General features: G+C 73.3%; 15 protein-coding genes. 8 read left to right on the top strand and 7 right to left on the bottom strand.

The window, feature by feature from the left end:
* The first annotated feature begins 2 nt into the window (after positions 1-2).
* Positions 3-1682: a HAMP domain-containing sensor histidine kinase gene (locus ACN9M0_RS14640; RefSeq protein WP_366039150.1), complete on the top strand. Its 1680-nt coding sequence runs from the start codon at positions 3-5 to the stop codon at positions 1680-1682.
* Here the strand turns inward: ACN9M0_RS14640 and ACN9M0_RS14635 are convergent.
* The 6 genes from ACN9M0_RS14635 to ACN9M0_RS14610 all read right to left on the bottom strand — a co-directional run bounded on the left by ACN9M0_RS14635 (position 1658) and on the right by ACN9M0_RS14610 (position 7031).
* Positions 1658-2023: a hypothetical protein gene (locus ACN9M0_RS14635; RefSeq protein ID WP_366039151.1), complete on the bottom strand. Its 366-nt coding sequence runs from the start codon at positions 2021-2023 to the stop codon at positions 1658-1660. The genes ACN9M0_RS14640 and ACN9M0_RS14635 overlap by 25 nt on opposite strands.
* Positions 2024-2431: 408 nt before the next feature.
* On the bottom strand, positions 2432-3661 hold the full coding sequence (locus tag ACN9M0_RS14630; RefSeq protein ID WP_366039152.1) for an ABC transporter permease: 1230 nt from the start codon (positions 3659-3661) through the stop codon (positions 2432-2434).
* On the bottom strand, positions 3658-4383 hold the full coding sequence (locus tag ACN9M0_RS14625) for an ABC transporter ATP-binding protein (protein WP_399698641.1): 726 nt from the start codon (positions 4381-4383) through the stop codon (positions 3658-3660). Before ACN9M0_RS14625 ends, ACN9M0_RS14630 begins: the two co-directional genes overlap by 4 nt.
* On the bottom strand, positions 4380-5717 hold the full coding sequence (locus ACN9M0_RS14620) for a peptidoglycan-binding protein (RefSeq protein WP_426403718.1): 1338 nt from the start codon (positions 5715-5717) through the stop codon (positions 4380-4382). Before ACN9M0_RS14620 ends, ACN9M0_RS14625 begins: the two co-directional genes overlap by 4 nt.
* A gap of 3 nt (positions 5718-5720) precedes the next feature.
* Positions 5721-6323 (bottom strand): hypothetical protein, encoded by a 603-nt coding sequence (locus ACN9M0_RS14615; protein ID WP_426403717.1) that lies wholly within the window; start codon positions 6321-6323, stop codon positions 5721-5723.
* A 78-nt stretch (positions 6324-6401) separates the two neighbouring features.
* Positions 6402-7031, bottom strand: a complete 630-nt coding sequence (locus ACN9M0_RS14610) for a MerR family transcriptional regulator (protein WP_399698784.1) — start codon at positions 7029-7031, stop codon at positions 6402-6404.
* A gap of 200 nt (positions 7032-7231) precedes the next feature.
* On the opposite strand from ACN9M0_RS14610, the gene ACN9M0_RS14605 reads away from it, so the two are divergent.
* The 5 genes from ACN9M0_RS14605 (at position 7232) to ACN9M0_RS14585 (ending at position 11552) form a co-directional block, all read left to right on the top strand.
* Positions 7232-8755, top strand: coding sequence for a flavin-containing monooxygenase (locus tag ACN9M0_RS14605; protein WP_426403716.1), 1524 nt, complete (start codon positions 7232-7234; stop codon positions 8753-8755).
* Positions 8752-9666, top strand: a complete 915-nt coding sequence (locus tag ACN9M0_RS14600) for an alpha/beta fold hydrolase (protein ID WP_426403715.1) — start codon at positions 8752-8754, stop codon at positions 9664-9666. The genes ACN9M0_RS14605 and ACN9M0_RS14600 overlap by 4 nt, the downstream gene beginning before the upstream one ends.
* On the top strand, positions 9663-10562 hold the full coding sequence (locus ACN9M0_RS14595) for an SDR family oxidoreductase (RefSeq protein WP_426403714.1): 900 nt from the start codon (positions 9663-9665) through the stop codon (positions 10560-10562). Before ACN9M0_RS14600 ends, ACN9M0_RS14595 begins: the two co-directional genes overlap by 4 nt.
* 100 nt (positions 10563-10662) lie before the next feature.
* Positions 10663-10848 carry a hypothetical protein gene (locus ACN9M0_RS14590; protein WP_366039159.1) on the top strand — a complete coding sequence of 62 codons (186 nt, stop codon included), beginning with the start codon at positions 10663-10665 and terminating at the stop codon, positions 10846-10848.
* A gap of 212 nt (positions 10849-11060) precedes the next feature.
* On the top strand, positions 11061-11552 hold the full coding sequence (locus ACN9M0_RS14585) for a GNAT family N-acetyltransferase (RefSeq protein ID WP_399698651.1): 492 nt from the start codon (positions 11061-11063) through the stop codon (positions 11550-11552).
* Here ACN9M0_RS14585 and ACN9M0_RS14580 read toward each other — a convergent pair.
* Complete coding sequence (locus ACN9M0_RS14580) at positions 11549-14854, bottom strand: S41 family peptidase (protein ID WP_366039161.1); 3306 nt, start codon at positions 14852-14854, stop codon at positions 11549-11551. The genes ACN9M0_RS14585 and ACN9M0_RS14580 overlap by 4 nt on opposite strands.
* A 172-nt stretch (positions 14855-15026) precedes the next feature.
* Between ACN9M0_RS14580 and ACN9M0_RS14575 the strand changes: the two genes are divergently transcribed.
* Complete coding sequence (locus ACN9M0_RS14575) at positions 15027-15599, top strand: TetR/AcrR family transcriptional regulator (RefSeq protein ID WP_366039162.1); 573 nt, start codon at positions 15027-15029, stop codon at positions 15597-15599.
* A gap of 116 nt (positions 15600-15715) precedes the next feature.
* Positions 15716-17875, top strand: a complete 2160-nt coding sequence (locus ACN9M0_RS14570; protein WP_366039163.1) for an MMPL family transporter — start codon at positions 15716-15718, stop codon at positions 17873-17875.
* Positions 17876-17882 lie beyond the last annotated feature (7 nt).

The following is a 17882-nucleotide window of genomic DNA, read 5'->3' as shown; positions in this document are numbered from 1 at the left end:
GCGTGAGTTTCCGGCTGCGGGTCTTCGCCCTCGTCCTGCTCGTCGCCGTGGCCGCCACCGCCGCCACCGCCTGGCTGACCCTGCGGCAGGTCACCGACCAGCTCCGCGAGTCCGCCGCCGCCGACCGCCAGTCCGTGGCGGCCATCACCGAGGAGCTGCGCGCGTACGGCGCCGATCACGGCGCATGGGACGGTGTCGCCGCGACCGTGCGCACCCTCGCCGAGCGGACCGGGCAGCGCATTCGGATCAGCACCGACCGGCAGGGCCAGATCGCCGACTCCGACACGCTCCTCGGCCGCGACCCGCGCCCCGGCGGCACCGCGCCCCCGCTGCTCGTCGACCCCCGACCCACGCTGGCCTTCCCCTCGGGCTGGGACGCCGGATCGATGCGCAAGGTGACGCCCACCTTGATCGGGCGCTACACCTCCAACGTGACCTACGCGGCCTGCCTGACCCGGCTCGGACAGCCGGTCACCGTCCTGCCCGGCAAGTTCGGCATCCCGTTCTTCCAGGACGGCGGGAACGCCCCGGGCGGCACACCGTGCGCCGAGACCGGCTCGAACGCCCTGCACCGGGCCGACGTCGCCGCGGCCGAGACCTGCCCCACCACAGGGAAGGCCGCGGCGCTCGCCTGCCTCCAGCGGGTCTTCACCGAACGGACCGCCGCCGTCGGCCCACAGCCCCTGACCGTGCGGCTCGGCGCGGTCGACGACGCCGGGCAGACCCTGGCCGCGGGCCCCACCGCGCTCGTCGCCGCCGGGGTGGCCGCCGCCGCGCTCGCCTGCGCGCTGCTCCTCAGCCGGGCCGTCCTGCGCCCCGTACGCGCCCTCACGGCGGCCTCCCGGGGCCTCGGCGAGGGCGACCTGGGGCGCAGGGTGCCCGCCGCCGGCAAGGACGAGATCGGGGAGCTCGGCCGGTCCTTCAACCGGATGGCCGGCTCCCTCCAGGACAGCGAGGAGCGGCAGCGCCGGCTCGTCGGGGACATCGCCCACGAACTGCGCACCCCGCTCGCCAACCTGCGCGGCTACCTGGAGGCCCTCCAGGACGGGGTCCTGGACGCCGACGCCGAACTGTTCGACTCGCTCCACGAGGAGGTGCTGCTCCAGCAGCGGATCGTGGACGACCTCCAGGACCTGGCGCTCGCCGAGGCCGGCGCCCTCACCTACCACCGCAGGACGCTGGACGCGCGGGAGCTGGTCGAGGCCTGCCGGACCGCGCACAGCGCCCGGGCCGCGGCGGCCGGGGTCGCCCTGGAGGTGGTGGGCGCCCGGCCCGGCACCGTACGGCTGCACGGGGACCCGGACCGGCTGCGGCAGGCGCTCGGCAACCTCGTCGGCAACGCGGTGCGGCACACGGCCCCCGGGGGCGGGGTGCGGCTCGAACTGGACGAGCGGGACGAGCGGGTGCGGATCGCCGTCAGGGACACCGGCAGCGGCATCCCGGCCGCCGACCTGCCGCACCTCTTCGACCGCTTCTGGCGGGCGGACGCGGCGCGCGGGCGGGCCACCGGCGGCAGCGGGCTCGGGCTGTCGATCGCCCGGCAGATCGTGGCGGACCACCACGGGGCCGTCGAGGTGGCCTCCGAGGTGGGCGTGGGGTCCGTGTTCACGGTGGTGCTGCCGGCCCCGCGGGGCGGGACCGGCAGCGGGGTGCGGGATCAGCACGGAACGCTGGACCCGTAACCGTTCAGCAGGCTGTCCTTGATCCAGCCGGAGACGCCGGTGCTGTTGTCGCGGACGTGCGACCACGTGCCGTCCTGACCGGACACCCAGCAGTGCAGGGTGAGGCCGTGGCTCGCCTGCGCCTGGCCGAGCGAGACGCACTCGGTCGTCGGGCCGGTGCGGATGTTCACGTAGTTCGTGTTCGTGCTGCCGGCACTGCCGTCCCTGTTGGCCCAGCCGGGGCTGTAACAGGCGGCGGCACCCTCCGGCGCGGCCACGGCCCCCGTGGCCGGCAGGACCAGGCCGCCGGTGGCCGCGACGGCACCGAGGGCCACCGCGGCGAGCTTCGTCCGAAGACGCATCGATCTCTCCTGAACTCTTGGTCGTTCCCGCCCGGCGCTGCGCCGGGCGGGCCGGTTCGTTCGAGTGCGGAGAAAGAATTGCCCGCCGGAGAGAAATCGTTCAATGGGCGGACGCGGTGTCGGCTCTTTTTCGGCGGTGGATATCCGGTGCGGGATGGGGGAGCGTTTCAGGACTGTCGCCCGAGGAGTCGGAACGCGTTCTCCGGCTCCGGTCGCGGGGCTTCCGGAGACCGTGACGGGGGCGCGGAGAGAAAGGAATCGGATTCCGGTCCGCCGGATCTACCGATTCCGTCCGGGCGGGAAAAGACGGGAAACGGCGGGGAAACAGCGGTAAGCCGCCAACCCGGTCCCGTGCGGTACCCGGACCAGGTTGGCCGCTTCCAGAGGGGCGCTTTCAGGGGGCGCGCGTCAGGTGCCGGACAGCGCCACCGTCGGCGCCAGGCGGCTCGCCCGTACCGCCGGATAGAGCCCCGCGATCATCCCGATCACCAGCGTCGCGCCCACCCCGGCCGCCGTCGCCCACACCGGGACGACCGTCGGCCAGCCCCGGCTCAGCGCGTACGCGGCGGTGATCAGCGTCCCCAGGACGGTGCCGCCGAGACCGCCGATCACCGACAGGAGCAGCGACTCCGTGACGAACTGCGTGCGGATCTGGCCCCGGGTGGCGCCGAGGGCCCGGCGCAGTCCGATCTCCGGGCGGCGTTCGAGGACCGAGATCACCATCGTGTTCCCGACACCGACCCCGCCGACGAGGAGCGCGACCCCGCCGAGGCCGAGGAGCAGACCGGTCAGCGCCGACTCGGTGGCCTCGCGGGCCGCGAGCGCGTCCGAGGGCCGGGAGACCTGCACCTCCGCGGGCTTCTCCGGGTTCGCCGTCGCCGGGAGCACCGCCCGTACCGCCGTCACGGCGCTGTCCTCCGTACGGACGTACACCGTCGAGGGATGGCCGTCGAACCGCAGGTACGTCCGGGCCGCCGGCCGGCCGACGAGCGCGGCGCCGTCCAGCTCCGGAGCGAGCGGTACGGGGTCGAGGACGCCGACCAGCGAGAACCAGCGGCCGCCGATCCAGAGCCGGGTCCCCGGGGTGTACACGTCGAGCCGCTGGGCGGCCGTCGCGCCGAGCACGACCGCCGGATAACGCTCGGTCGCCGCGTCCAGCCAGCGGCCCCGGCGCACCTGGCCGCCGACGGCCGGAAGCAGACCGTCGTCCGCCGCAAGCACGGTGAGCGAGCCGGTGCGGCCGACCGCGATCCGCTCGTTGCGGTAGACCTTCGCGTCGGTCGTGCCGGTGGCGGCGACCTCACGGACCGGCGGGATGCGGCCGATCATCCGCACCGCCTCGACCGGGAGCCTCGTCTTCTGCCCGCCCAGGGTGGCGCCGGGCGAGACCCTGAGCAGATTGGTGCCGAGCGCGTCGAGCCGGCGGTCCACCTCCGCCTGGCCCGAGCCGGAGATGCCGACCACCGCGATCATGGCGGCGACGCCGATCGCGATGCCGAGCGCGGAGAGGAACACCCGCAGCGGGCGGGTGCGCAGGCCGGTGCCGCCGAGCCGGACGACGTCGGCGGGGCGCAGCCGGGCGGGGCGGAGGAGGGTCCGCCGCTGCCCGTCGCGTCTGTCTCGGGGGGCGGGGATCATCCGTGCGCTCCGATCGCGGGGAACCGGCCGGGTGTCGACGTGTCCGCGACCACCCGGCCGTCGCGCATCTCGATACGGCGGGGGAGCGCGGCCGCGATCTCCCGGTCGTGGGTGATGACGACGACGGTCGTGCCCGAGGCGTGGAGCTCCCGCAGGAGCGCCAGGACGGCCGCTCCCGACGCGGAGTCCAGGTTCCCCGTCGGTTCGTCGGCGAGCAGGACGGCCGGTCCGCCGACCACCGCCCGCGCCACGGCGACCCGTTGGCGTTCGCCGCCGGAGAGCTGGTGCGGCAGATGGTGGACGCGGTGGCTGAGCCCCACCCGGGCGAGGGCCGCCGCCGCCCGGGCCCGGCGGCGGCGCAGCGGGATCCCGGCGTAGAGGAGCCCGTCGGCGACCGAGTCCAGGACCGGAACCCCGACCGCCAGATGGAACTGCTGGAAGACGAAACCGATCCGGGTGGCCCGCAGCGCCGACACCTCCCGGTCCGTCAGCTCCGCCACGTCGTGGCCGTCGACCAGGACATGGCCCGACGAGGGCCGGTCCAGGCTGCCCATCAGGTTCAGCATGCTCGACTTGCCGGAGCCCGACGGGCCCACGATCGCGACGAGTTCGCCCCGCCGGACCCGCAGGCTCACGTCCCGGACCGCGGCCACCCCGCCGGGATACGTCTTCGAGACCGCCCGGAACTCCACGACGGCGGCACCGGTGTCGTCGGCGCTCACTGCGGGATCCTCACCCTCAGGCCCGCGCGGAGCGCCGGGCCGCTCACCTCCACCATGCCGTCGGCGAAGAGGCCCGTGCGGGCGGTGACGAACCGGCCGTCCTCGGTCTCCAGGCCGTGCCCGCCCTCGGCGAGCGCCACCAGGGCGGCCACCGGGACGGCCAGGACCTGCTCGCGCTTCCGGCCCACGTACTCGACGGAGACCGGGCCCCGCTCCAGGCGGCCCAGGGAGTGCTGGTCGGGGACCGTGATCGTGACCGGGACCGTGGGCGGCGCGCCGTCGCCGCCGCCTCCCTCGGGTGCGCTCGCCTGCCTGCCGACCGAGGCGACCTCGCCCTTCACGGGGGTGCCGTCGGGCAGGCCGATGGTGACCTCGGCGCCGCGCACGGCCCAGGAGGCCTCCTGGGTGGAGGCGTTGACGACGACCTTGCGGGTCGTGCCGGTGTAGCCGAGGACGTTCTCGCCGGCCGCCGCGCCCAGCCGGACGCTCGCCTGGCCGAGGCGGATCCGGCCGGAGGCGTACACGACGTCGCCGAGGCCGACCCGGCCGGTCTCGGGCAGGCCCAGGGACTTCTGCCAGCGCTTGACGGCCCGTTCGGTGCCGGAGGTGAACCGCTCGTCGACGGTGAAGCCGGTGTAGCCGAGCGCGGCGAGGTTGGACTCGAACTGGAGGACGTCCATGCCTCGTTGAGGTCGGGGTTGGGGCTGTGGCGGCGGTTGCGGGAGCGTCGATGTCGGGGGCGCGGGGGTCGGGCCCGTGCCCTTGCCCGTACCCCTGCCCGTTCCCGTACCGCCGTCCGTGCCGCCGTCCGCGCCCGTTCCCGTACTACCGTCCGTGCCGCCGTCCGCGCCCGTTCCCGTACCGCCGTCCGTCCCCGCCGTCATGCCCAGCTCGCGGTACATCGGCAGGGCCCCGTAGAGCAGGACCACCGGCCGGTCGTCCACGCGGAGCAGGGTGTCCCCGCGCTCGGCGACCGTGCCCGCGTCCGGGAGCCAGGTGACGGTGCCGGAGGCCTTGGCCGGCAGCGGGATCTCCGTCCCGTACCCCAACTCACCGTCCACCTTGGTGCGTTCGACGAGGGTGGTGCGGGTGACCGCGACCGTGGAGCCCGCCCTCGGCGGGGCGGTGGAGCCCTCGTCGCCGTCGCCGCCGAGGCCGAGCGCGCCGACCGCGGCGACCGCCGTGACCGCGACGACGGCGGCGGCGACGAGGACGGTACGACTCCGCCGGCGGCCCGGGGCACGCGGGGGAGCCGTCCCCTCCTGCACCGGCTCCCCCTCCGCCCCGCCGGATCCGGCCTCGTCCGTGTCCCTCTCCGTGAACATCCCGCTCATCGCTCAGCCCTTGCCCGGGCCCTGCTCGACGGGGTCGCCGATGATCGGCGCGCACGTGCGGGCGGCCTGCTTGGCGGCGGCGGTGGTGGAGTCCCACTGGACGTCCCCGTACACGTTGCCGTCGGCCTCGGGGTCGGGGAAGTCGGGGGCGCCGTGCTTCTGCATGCACTCGGCGTACGCGAACTGGGTCTTGATCTGCTCGGGCGTGAGTCTGGGGGCGAGCCTGCGCTCGATCTCGGCGGGGACCGGCGGGTTGAGCGGGGAGCATTTCTCCGAGGCCTTGACGAAGACCGGGTTCTTCTTGAGGGTCCTGGCGTCGCCGAGTTCGACCTGGCCGTTCGCGTCGGGGTCGGGGGCGTCGATGTGGTTCTCGCGCAGGCACGTCACCCAGGCGCGCTTGGCCTCGACGTACGCGGCGACTTCGTCGTTGCCGCCGCCGCTGTTCCCGCCCCCGGCGGTGGTCCTGCCCGTGCCGGTGGAGGCGGTCCCGTCGGCGGCCGTCGGGATCCTCCCGGCCCCGGCCCCGTCGCCTCCGCCACCGCCGCAGCCGGTCAGCGCGAACGCCGTGACCGCCGCGGCGGCCAGCAGCACCCGGTTCGTCCTCATCGGTTCTCCCGTTCCTCGGTGGGTGCGGCGACCGTAGGACGGAGGTGATGAAGAACTTTTGAAGAACCTGTCAGGCGATCATGAGGCCGGTTCGCCGGGGTTCAGCCGCCGGTCGAGCGCCATCGACAGTTCGGCCTCCACCACGCTCTTGGCGAGCGGGCGCAGCCGCCACAGGTCGTCCTCGGCCGTGTGGGTGCGCAGGAGGTCGGTGAAGAGCTCGGCGAGGGCGTCTGCGTGTTCGCGGACGCGGGCGCCCGCCTTGAGGACCTCGGCGAGCGGGACGCCCTCCCGGACGAGGGCGGCGGAGACGTCGAGCAGCCTGCGGCTGATGTGGATGATCTCCTCGCCGTCGGTGACGAGGTAGCCGAGGTCGAGCGCGGCGGCGAGGTTCTCGGCGGTGACCTCGCCGGCGAAGTGGTCGGCGAGCTCCTCCGGGGTGAGGCGGACCGGCTCCTCCTCGGAGGGCGCGGGGAGGGCGAGGACCTCGCGGACGTTGCGGCCGCTCTCGAAGGCGGTGGTGAGGTCGGCGATGCCGTTGAGGGTGTGACCGCGCTCCAGGAGGGCGGCTATGGTGCGCAGCCGGGCCAGGTGGCCGTCGTCGTACCAGGCGATCCGGCCCTCGCGGCGGGGCGGCGGGATCAGGCCGCGTTCGCGGTAGAAGCGCAGGGTGCGCACGGTGATGCCGGCGGCGGCGGCCAGCTCCTCCATGCGGTACTCGCGTACGCCGTCGTCCGCGCTGTCCTGTGTGCCCGTGTCGGGACGTGATCCTTCTGCCACACCCGCCAGCCTATGTTGTACCGCCGGTAACTTTCCCTCGTCGTACCCCTACCGCTCGGTATGGAGCTGCTCTACAGTCCCGACTGTGCCAGTGATTGCTGGCGGAATGGGCCAGGCGCACGGGAGGCGGCATGGCGAAGCACGAGCACGTACGGGTGGCGGTGATCGGGTCGGGATTCGGCGGCATCGGGGCCGCCGTCCGGCTGCGCCGCGAAGGGATCACCGACTTCGTCGTCCTGGAGCGGGCCGACTCCGTGGGCGGCGCGTGGCGCGACAACAGCTACCCCGGCTGCGCCTGCGACGTCCCCTCCCACCTCTACTCCTTCTCCTTCGCGCCCAACCCGGACTGGCCGCGCACCTTCTCCGGACAGCGCCACATCCGCGCCTACCTGGAGCACGTCACGGACACCTTCGGGATCCGTCCGCACCTCCGCCTGAACCACGAGATGCTCCAGGCGCGGTGGGACGCGGAGGCGCTGCGCTGGGAGATCGAGACCAGTGGCGGCACCTTCACCGCCGAGGTCCTCATCGCCGCCGCAGGACCGCTCTCCGACCCCAAGATCCCCGACATCCCCGGTCTCGCCGACTTCCCCGGCAAGGTCTTCCACTCGGCGCAGTGGGACCACGACTACGACCTCCGGGGCAAGCGCGTCGCCATGGTCGGCACCGGCGCCTCCGCCATCCAGATCGTGCCCGAGATCCAGCGCGAGGTCGGGAGGCTCACCCTCTTCCAGCGCACGCCCCCGTGGGTCATGCCCCGCATGGACCGGGCGATCAGCGCCCCCGAGCGCTGGCTCCACCGCACGCTCCCCGCGACGGCGACCCTGCGCCGGGGCATCCTCTGGGGCATCCGCGAGCTCCAGGTCGGCGCCTTCACCAAGCACCCGAACGAACTCGGCCTCGTCGAGAAGCTCGCCAAGGCCAACATCGCGCGGGCGGTCAAGGACCCCGAGCTGCGGGCCAAGCTGACGCCCTCGTACCGCATCGGCTGCAAGCGCATCCTGCTCTCCAACACGTACTACCCGGCGCTCGCCCAGCCCAACGTGGACGTCGTCGCCTCCGGGCTCCGCGAGGTCCGCGGCTCGACCGTGGTCGCCGCCGACGGCTCCGAGACCGAGGTCGACGCGATCGTCTTCGGCACGGGCTTCCACGTCACCGACATCCCGATCGCCGAGCGCGTCGTCGGCGCCGAGGGGCACACGCTCGCCGAGTCCTGGAAGGACGGGGTCCAGGTGCTGCGCGGGGCCACCGCCGGCGGCTTCCCCAACCTCATGATGATCATCGGCCCGAACACCGGCCTCGGGAACTCCTCCATGATCCTCATGATCGAGTCCCAGCTGAACTACATGGCCGACTACCTCCGCCAGCTCAAGGTCCTGGGAGGCCGCGCCGCCCTCGCCGTCCGCCCCTCCGCCGTCGGCGCCTGGAACCGCAAGGTCCAGTCCCGGATGGAGCGGACCGTGTGGAAGGCCGGCGGCTGCAACAGCTGGTACCTCGACGCCAGCGGCCGCAACACCACCCTGTGGCCGGGCACCACGGCCGAGTTCCGGCGCGAGACCCGCCAGGTCGACCTCTCGGAGTACGAGGTGATCCGCGCCGCCAGGGCCGAACCCGCCGCCCGTCGTACCGCCAAGAAGAAGGAGGCCGCCCAGTGAGCCGGCACCTGACCTCGCTGCCCGAGTCCCGCGCCCTCACCGCCGTCTCCGCCGACGGCACCCCGATCCACGTCGAGGTGTACGGCCCCGAGGACGCGCCCGCCGTCGTCCTCTCCCACGGCTGGACCTGCTCGATCGCCTTCTGGGCCGAGCAGATACGGTCCCTCGCAGCCGATCACCGGGTCATCGCCTACGACCAGCGCGGCCACGGCCGGTCTCCCGCGCCCGCAGCAGGGGGCTATTCGACCACCGCGCTCGCCGACGACCTGGAGGCGGTGCTCGCGGCCACCCTCGGCCCCGGCGAGCGGGCCGTCCTGGCCGGCCACTCCATGGGCGGCATGACGATGATGGCGGCCGCCGGGCGGCCCGCCTTCCGGCAGCACGCCGCCGCCGTCCTGCTCTGCTCCACCGGGCCCTCGCGGCTGACCGCCGAGGCCACCGTCGTACCGCTCCGGCCCGGCGGCCCGCGCACCCGGCTGACGAAGGCGGTCCTCGGCGCGAAGGCGCCGCTCGGCCCGGTCAGCGCCGTGTCGAAGAAGGTCCTGAGGTACGCGACGATGGGACCGGGTTCGGCACCGGAACGGGTCGAGGCCTGTGCCCGGATCGTGCACGCCTGCCCACGCGGCGCCCGCTACGGCTGGTCGCAGGTCCTGGCCGGACTCGACCTCGAAGCGGGGCTGCGGGAGCTCCGGCTGCCGGTGGCCGTGCTCGTCGGCACCGCCGACCGGCTCACCCCGCCCGTCCACGCCCATGTGATGGCGGAGGCGCTGCCGCACTGCACGGGGCTCGTCCAGCTGGCCGGCATGGGCCACATGACGCCGGTGGAGGCCCCCGAGGCCGTCACCGCACAGATCCGTGAACTGACCCTCACGTACCTGGGCGTGAAGGAGAACGAGGAGGCAGGGGCGTGAGCAGGGTGAGCCTGGAAGGACAGGTCGCGGTCGTCACCGGAGGTGCCCGCGGTGTCGGGGAGCTCCTCGCCCGCAAGCTCTCCGCACGCGGCGCGAAGATCGCGCTCGTCGGTCTGGAGCCGGAGCAGCTCAAGGAGGTCGCCGGGCGTCTGGACACCGAGGCCGACTGGTGGCACGCCGACGTCACCGACCACGAGGCGATGGCCCGGGTCGCGGCCGAGGTGAAGGAACGGTTCGGGAAGGTCGACATCGTCGTCGCCAACGCCGGTGTCGCGGCGGGCGGTCCCTTCGTCGACTCCGACCCGGCCGCCTGGCGGCGGGTCATCGAGGTCAACCTGATCGGCGGCGCGGTGACGGGCCGGGCGTTCCTGCCGGTCCTCATGGAGTCCCGGGGGTACTTCCTCCAGATCGCCTCGCTCGCCGCTCTCACGCCGGCCCCGATGATGACGGCGTACTGCGCCTCCAAGTCGGGCGTCGAGGCCTTCGCGCACAGCCTGCGCGCCGAGGTCGCGTACAAGGGGGTGAAGGTCGGCGTCGGCTATCTGTCCTGGACCGACACGGACATGGTGCGGGGCGCGGACCAGGACGACGTGATGAAGGAGCTGCGGCAGCGGCTGCCGTGGCCCTCGAACCGCACGTACCCCCTCGGCCCGGCCGTCGACCGGATCGTCGCGGGCATCGAGCGGCGCTCGGCCCATGTGTACGCGCAGTGGTGGCTGCGCGGGATGCAGTCGGTCCGCGGCTACCTGCCGGGCCTGATCGCCACGGTCGGGCAGCGCGAGATGCGGCGCTTCGAGCCGCGCCTGAGCTCGGTCTCCAAGGGCCTGGTGGGCGCGGGCGGCGCGGCCGACGAGCAGGCGCGGACGGGCGGGGCCGCCGCGGGTAACCGTCCGTAACTGATCGAAATGCGTGGAATGTTCGCTCGTGCAAGGCTGATCGAGGCCCGAGGAGCACATCGCCCCGGGCCCCCTCACACCCTTCTAGGAGTGAACCCTCATGGGCATGCAAGACCAGATCAAGGGCAAGACGAAGCAGGCCGCGGACAAGGCCAAGCAGGCGATGGACGACGCGAAGGGCAAGGCGTCCGATCGTGCCCAGCAGGGCCGCGAGCGCTCCGAGGAGGAGACCCGCCGGGCCCAGCAGGAGGCCCAGGACCGCATGGACCAGGACTACGACGCCTGACCTCGGCCCGTCCTTGACGGAGGCGCACCCGGGAGACCGGGTGCGCCTTCGTGCGTGCCCGAGAGCTGCGCCCGGGATGCCGGGTGCGCCTTCGCGCGTGCCCGAGAGTGGCGCCCGGGATGCCGGATGCGCCGCCTTCGCGCGTGCTCGAAAGCGGATCTTGGCCAGTAACTCACGCGCGCCCGCGGCCGGATCTTCGTACCGTGACCGCCATGGCCGTACTTGAGCGACTCCGACCCGACCACGCGCCCGCCCTGCTCGTCTTCGAGCGGGAGAACCGGGGGTACTTCGCCGCGTCCGTGCCCGACCGGGGGGACGCGTACTTCACCGACTTCGCGGAGCGGCACCAGGCGCTGCTCGACGAGCAGGAGACCGGGACCATCCGATTCCACGTGCTCGTGGGGGAGGGCGGGGAGATCCTCGGGCGGTTCAACCTGATCGACGTCGCCGACGGGGGCGCCGAGCTCGGGTACCGGGTGGCGGAGAGGGCGACCGGGCGCGGGGTGGCGACGGCCGCGGTGCGGGAGCTGTGCCGGCTGGCCCGGGAGGAGTACGGGCTGAGCCGGCTGACCGCCGTCACGACCCTCGACAACGCGGGGTCGAGGGCCGTGCTCGGGCGGGTCGGCTTCGGAGTGGTCGGGAGCGTGACGCTCGACGGGCGGGCCGGCGCCGCCTACGAACTCGACCTCGGACTGGCCTCCTAGGGGGTCTCCGGCCTCGGCGGCAGTTTCGGGCGGGAGCGGTCCGGGAGGGACTCGTAGCCCGGGGGGCTCGCCGCCGGGGTCTCGTCGAGGAGGGCGAGGGCGACGTGGACCGCGTCGTCGAGCTGGGCGTGCCTCCCCTCGGCCCAGTCCAGCGGCGTGCGGAGCACCGCGAGGTCGGGTTCGACGCCGTGGTTCTCCAGGGACCAGCCGTACTCGGGGAACCAGGCCGCGTTCATCGGGACGGTGATCTGGGTGCCGTCGCCGAGCCGGTGGCGGCCGGTCATGCCGACGACCCCGCCCCAGGTGCGCTGCCCGACGACCGGGCCGAGGCCGAGGAGCTTGAAGGCGGCGGTGATCATGTCGCCGTCGGAGGAGGTGGCCTCGTCGGCGAGGGCGACGACGGGGCCGCGCGGGGCGTTGGAGGCGTACGACACGGGCTGGGCGTTGCGCGTGAGGTCCCAGCCGAGGATCCGGCGGGTCAGCTTCTCGACGACGAGTTCGCTGATGTTGCCGCCGGCGTTGCCGCGCACGTCGACGATGAGGGCCGGCCGGGAGACCTCCATGCGCAGGTCGCGGTTGAACTGGGCCCAGCCCGAGCCGCCCATGTCGGGGATGTGGAGGTAGCCGCAGCGGCCGCCGCTGATCTCGCGGACCACCGCGCGGCGTTTGGCGACCCAGTCCTGGTAGCGCAGCGGGCGTTCGTCGACGAGCGGGACGACGGCGACGCGGCGGGCCCGGCCCTCGCCCTCGGCGGGGGTGAAGGTGAGCTCGACGGTGGTGCCGCCGGTGCCGGAGAGCAGGGGGTACGGGCCGGCGACGGGGTCCACGGGCCGGCCGTCGACGTGGGTGAGGACGGCGCCCTCGCGGATGCCGGTGCCGGCGAGCGGGGAGCGGGCCTTGGAGTCGGAGGACTCGCCGGGCAGGATCCGCTTCACGGTCCAGCCGGCCTCGCGGGGCACGAGGTTGGCCCCGAGGAGGCCCATGGGCCGCTGGTAGTGCGGTGGGCCCTCGTTGCGGCGGGCGGGAGTGACGTACGCGTGCGAGGTGCCGAGTTCGCCCATCACCTCGCGGAGCAGGTCGGCGAACTCGTCGGGGGAGGCGACCCGTTCGACGAGCGGCCGGTACTGGTCGAGGACGGCCGTCCAGTCGACCCCGCCCATGCCGCGCTCCCAGAAGTAGGCGCGGACGATCCGGCCGGCCTCGTCGAAGGCCTGCCGCCACTCGGCGCCCGGGTCGATCTCGTGCAGGATGCGCCGCAGGTCCAGGTAGACGGTGGAGTCGCCGTCGCCGGACTCGGTGGCGGGCACGGCCCGCAGTTCGCCCTCGTCGGCGACGACGAGCCGGGTGCCGTCGCCGCTGACCGCGAACCAGTCGAGGTCCTTGGCGAGTTCGCTCTTGCGGGCCTTGGTGATGGAGAAGTGCTCCAGGGTGGGTTTGCCGGAGGTGTCGGCCGGGTTGGCGAAGGTCTCGCCGAGCGCGCCCGAGATGGGCCAGCGCAGCCAGACCAGGCCGCCGCCGCTGACCGGGTGCAGCGCCGAGTACTTGGAGGCGGCGACGGGGAAGGGCGTGACCCGGTCGGGGAGCCCTTCGATCTCGACGGTGACCGTGCCGTCGGCGGTCTCCGTGTCGTCGTCGGCGGGGTCGAGGCCGCCGGCGGCCGGGCGTCCGTCGGGGAGCAGCGCGAAGGGGGAGGGGGTGGCGGAGGAGAGCGGGACGAGGTAGGGGCGGCAGCCGAGCGGGAAGGACAGGTCGCCGGTGTGCACGTCGTACACCGGGTCGAAGCCCCGCCAGGAGAGGAAGGCGAGGTAGCGGCCGTCGCGGGTGAAGACGGGGTTCTCGTCCTCGAAGCGGCCGTTGGTGACGTCGACGACGGTGCGGGCGCCGGGGCCGGAGATGCGGGCCATCTTGATGGAGCGCAGGGAGCGGCCGATGCCCGGGTGGGACCAGGTGAGCCAGTCGCCGTCGGGGGAGAAGGCGAGGTCGCGGACGGGCCCGTTGACGGACCTGATGAGTTCGGTGACCTCGCCGTTGGAGTCCTCGGTGGCGTCGAGGAGGAGGAGCCGGCCGTCGTGGGCGGCGATGGCGAGGCGTTCGCCGTCGGGGTCGGCGATCAGTTCCTCGACCCGGCCGAGGTCGCCGGAGGCGAGGCGGCGCGGGGGCCGGTCGCCGCTGGCGCGCGGCAGGTAGGCGACCTCGACGGCGTCCTCGCCCTCGGCGTCGGTCACGTATGCGACCTGGCCGCCGCTGCCGAGCATCTCGGGCAGCCGGACCCGGACGCCCGGGGTGTCGATGATCGTGCGGGCGGGGCCGTCGCGGTGCGTCAGCCAGTACAGGCTGCCGCGCACGGAGACGGCGGAGGCCCGGCCGGTCTCGTCGACGGAGAGGGCGTCGATGTGGTGGGCGGCCGGCACCTGGTAGGAGCGGCGGCCGACGCGCTGCCCGCCGAGCCGGACCTCCAGCCTGCGGGGGCGGGAGTCGGCGGTGAGGGCGTCGACGATCCACAGCTCGCCCGCGCACTGGTAGACGACGCGGTGCCCGTCGCTGGAGGCGTGCCGGGCGTAGAACTCGTCGTGGTCGGTGTGGCGGCGCAGGTCGGTGCCGTCGGGCTGGCAGGAGTAGAGGTTGCCGACGCCCTCGTGGTCGGAGAGGAAGGCGATCCGCCCGCCGACGGCCATCGGGGCGTCGAGGTGGCCGCCGATGTCGGGCAGCAGCCGCTCCCCGTGGAGCCAGAGGCGGCCGGTGGCGCCGCCCAGGTAGCGCTTCCAGGCGGCCGGTTCGTGCGGGGGCTTCCCGGTGAGGAGGAGGCTGCGGCGCTCGCCGTCCTGTCCGGTGATCGCGGTGTCGTCGGTCACGGCTATGTCCGAGACGGGGCCCCAGGGCAGGCGGAGGCCGGGGGCGCCGTCGGTGGGGACGGTGTAGGCCCAGGAGTAGTACGAGAAGGGCTGGCCGTGCGAGGAGACGGCGAGGATGTCGGAGCGGCCGTCCTTGTCGGGGGGCGTCCAGCCGCAGACCCGGGTGTCGGTGGAGCCCCAGTAGGTGAGCCGCCGGGCGGGGCCGCCGTCGATGGGGACGAGATGGATCTCTGGGTCGAGGCTGCGCCAGTTCGTGTACGCGATGTGCCGGCCGTCCGGCGAGAAGCGCGGGTGGCCGACCCGCGTGCGGTCGACGGTGAGGCGCCAGGCCCGGCCGGGGCTGTGGCCCTCGGGGACGAGCGGTGCGAGCCACAGGTCGTCCTCGGCGGCGAAGCACAGCAGGTCGTCGTGGAGGTGCGGAAAACGGAGATACGCGACGTCGTCACTCACCTCCTCATGCTTTCCGCGCGGAGGGGGTGAGGCAACTCGTACGTGTATGCGGGCGTCCTGTGGGGTGGGGACGCCGTGTGGCCCAGGACACGTACGAAACGGTTTCGTTTCGCTGGGGGCGGGGGTATCTTCGTACTGTACGAAACCGTTTCGTTCGGTCCGGAGGTTCCGCATGGCCCGCAGCAGACTCACCCCCGAGCGGGAGTCCGAGCTGCACGGAGCCGTGCTCGACCTCCTCCGCGAGGTCGGCTACGACGCCCTCACCATGGACGCCGTCGCCGCCCGCACCCACTCCAGCAAGGCCACCCTCTACCGCCAGTGGGGGAGCAAGCCGGAGCTGGTCGCCCGGGCGCTGCGCGCCAACAAGCCGGCCGATCTCTCCGAGATCGACACGGGCTCGCTGCGCGGCGACTTCCACGAGCTGATGGCGAGGACCGACGACTGCCAGATGGAGAAGGACTCCGCGCTGATGCGGGGCCTGGCCCATGCCGTCCACACCCACCCCGAACTGCACCGGGCACTGCGCGAGCTGCTCATCGAACCCGAGATGAACGGCCTCGACGAAGTGCTGCGCAGAGCGGTCCGCCGGGGCGAGGTCGACGCCGACAACCCGGCGCTGAAACTCGTCCCGCACATGCTGATCGGTGCGTTCATCGCCCGGCCGCTGATCGACGATCAACCGGTCGACCGCGCGTTCCTCAGCGCCTACATCGACGCCGTCGTGCTCCCCTCACTCGGCGTCTGATCCCGCACCACCTCTGATCCCGCACCACCGCTTTCTCTCCACCTGACGTCGAACCGCTCACGCCGTCGGGCCGGCTCCCCATGCCCTGTCCCGCCCCACACTGGGAGTACGCCCCCGTGGCCACGTTCCTCTACAAGTTGGGCCGCACCGCCTTCCGGCGCCGACGGCTCGTCGCCCTCCTCTGGGTGGCGCTCCTCGCGATCGCCGGCGTCGGTGCCGCCACCGCGCCCACCCCCACCTCCAGCTCCTTCTCGATCCCCGGCACCGAGGCCCAGCGCGCCTTCGACCTGCTCGAAGAGCGCTTCCCGGGCGCCGGAGCCGACGGGGCCACCGCCCGCGTCGTCTTCAAGGCCCCCGAGGGCGAGAAGATGACCGACGCCGCGCACAAGGCCGTCGTCGAGGAGACCGTCGCCGCGCTCAAGTCGGGCTCGGACCAGATCGTCTCGGTGACCGACCCGTACACCGCGCACGCCGTCTCGCAGAACGGCTCCACCGCCTACGTCTCGGTCTCCTACAAGGTCAACGCCATGGAGCTGACCGACGAGACGCGCGAGGCCCTCAAGGAGGCCGGACACAACGCGCAGGGCAAGGGGCTGACCGTCGAGGTCGGCGGCGACGCCCTCCAGACCATGCCCGAGCAGGGCGCGAGCGAGGCCATCGGCATCGTCCTCGCGGGCATCGTGCTCGTCATCACCTTCGGCTCGCTCGTCGCGGCCGGACTCCCGCTGCTCACCGCGGTCATCGGCGTCGGCATCGGCGTCTCCTCGATCACCGCGCTCGCGAACGTCCTGGACCTCGGCACCACCACCTCCACGCTCGCGTCGATGATCGGCCTCGCCGTCGGCATCGACTACGCCCTCTTCATCGTGTCCCGCTACCGCGCGGAGCTCGCCGACGGCCGGGACAACGAGGAGGCCGCGGGCCGCGCGGTCGGCACGGCCGGCTCCGCCGTCGTCTTCGCCGGACTCACCGTCGTCATCGCCCTCGTCGGCCTGGCCGTCGTCAACATCCCGATGCTGACGAAGATGGGCTTCGCCGCCGCCGGCACGGTCGTGATCGCCGTACTCATCGCGCTCACGCTGATCCCCGCCCTGCTCGGCTTCGCCGGGAACAAGGTCGTCGGCCGCAAGCAGCGCAAGGGGCTCGTGAAGGACGAGGGCAAGCCCAACGGCGGCACCCGCTGGGCCCGCTTCGTCATCCGCCGCCCGCTGATGGTGCTGATCGTCGGCGTCCTCGGCCTCGGCGCGATCGCCGTGCCCGCCGCCTCCCTGGAGATGGGCCTCCCGGACGACGGCGTCAAGCCGACCTCCACCTCCGAGCGCCGCGCGTACGACACGCTGTCCGACGGCTTCGGCCCCGGCTTCAACGGCCCGCTGCTCGTCGTCGTGGACGGCGACAAGGCGACCGCCGACAGGACGGTCTCCACGATCAAGGGCCTCGACGGCTGGGCGGCGGTCACCCCGGCGACCCCGAACAAGGCCGGCGACGCCGCGATGATCACCGTGGTCCCGAAGGACCGGCCGTCCTCCGCCGAGACCGAGAACCTGGTCCACGACATCCGGGACGCCACCGGCGACGACGTCCTCGTCACCGGCGCCACCGCGCTGAACATCGACTTCTCGCAGAAGATGAACGACGCCCTGGTGCCCTACCTGGCCCTCGTCGTCGGCCTCGCCTTCGTGCTCCTGACCCTGGTCTTCCGCTCGGTCCTCGTCCCGCTGAAGGCGGCCCTCGGCTTCCTGCTCTCGGTGGTCGCGGCCCTCGGCGCGGTCGTCGCGGTCTTCCAGTGGGGCTGGCTCGGCAGCCTCTTCGGGGTCGAGCAGACCGGCCCGATCATGTCGATGATGCCGATCTTCATGGTGGGTGTCGTCTTCGGTCTCGCGATGGACTACGAGGTCTTCCTCGTCACCCGGATGCGCGAGGCGTACGTGCACGGCGAGCGTCCCGGCGAGGCGATCGTGACCGGCTTCCGGCACAGCGCCCGGGTGGTCACCGCCGCCGCGGTGATCATGATCGCGGTCTTCTCCGGCTTCATCGGCATGACCGACCAGATGATCAAGATGATCGGCTTCGGCCTGGCCGTCGCGGTCCTCTTCGACGCCTTCGTGGTCCGGATGGCGATCGTCCCGGCCGTCCTCGCGCTGCTCGGCCACAAGGCCTGGTGGCTGCCGAAGTGGCTGGACCGGATCCTGCCGAACGTGGACGTGGAGGGCGAGGGGCTCGCGAAGTCCGCCGACGGGCCCGGCGCCGAAAGGCCGGACCTCGTGAAGGTCTGAACCTCCC

This window comes from Streptomyces sp. R-07 (assembly GCF_049913175.1).
Lineage (GTDB): Bacteria > Actinomycetota > Actinomycetes > Streptomycetales > Streptomycetaceae > Streptomyces.
This window is presented reverse-complemented; position numbering and strand designations above follow the sequence as displayed.

What these genes read in the sequence shown, in the direction of transcription:
- ACN9M0_RS14635 (WP_366039151.1), bottom strand. Translation starts at nt 2,023, where the DNA reads ATGCGTCTTCGGACGAAGCTCGCCGCGGTGGCCCTCGGTGCCGTCGCG.
- ACN9M0_RS14630 (WP_366039152.1), bottom strand. Translation starts at nt 3,661, where the DNA reads ATGATCCCCGCCCCCCGAGACAGACGCGACGGGCAGCGGCGGACCCTC.
- ACN9M0_RS14620 (WP_426403718.1), bottom strand. Translation starts at nt 5,717, where the DNA reads ATGAGCGGGATGTTCACGGAGAGGGACACGGACGAGGCCGGATCCGGC.
- ACN9M0_RS14615 (WP_426403717.1), bottom strand. Translation starts at nt 6,323, where the DNA reads ATGAGGACGAACCGGGTGCTGCTGGCCGCCGCGGCGGTCACGGCGTTC.
- ACN9M0_RS14610 (WP_399698784.1), bottom strand. Translation starts at nt 7,031, where the DNA reads ATGGAGGAGCTGGCCGCCGCCGCCGGCATCACCGTGCGCACCCTGCGC.
- ACN9M0_RS14605 (WP_426403716.1), top strand. Translation starts at nt 7,232, where the DNA reads ATGGCGAAGCACGAGCACGTACGGGTGGCGGTGATCGGGTCGGGATTC.
- ACN9M0_RS14590 (WP_366039159.1), top strand. Translation starts at nt 10,663, where the DNA reads ATGGGCATGCAAGACCAGATCAAGGGCAAGACGAAGCAGGCCGCGGAC.
- ACN9M0_RS14585 (WP_399698651.1), top strand. Translation starts at nt 11,061, where the DNA reads ATGGCCGTACTTGAGCGACTCCGACCCGACCACGCGCCCGCCCTGCTC.
- ACN9M0_RS14575 (WP_366039162.1), top strand. Translation starts at nt 15,027, where the DNA reads ATGGCCCGCAGCAGACTCACCCCCGAGCGGGAGTCCGAGCTGCACGGA.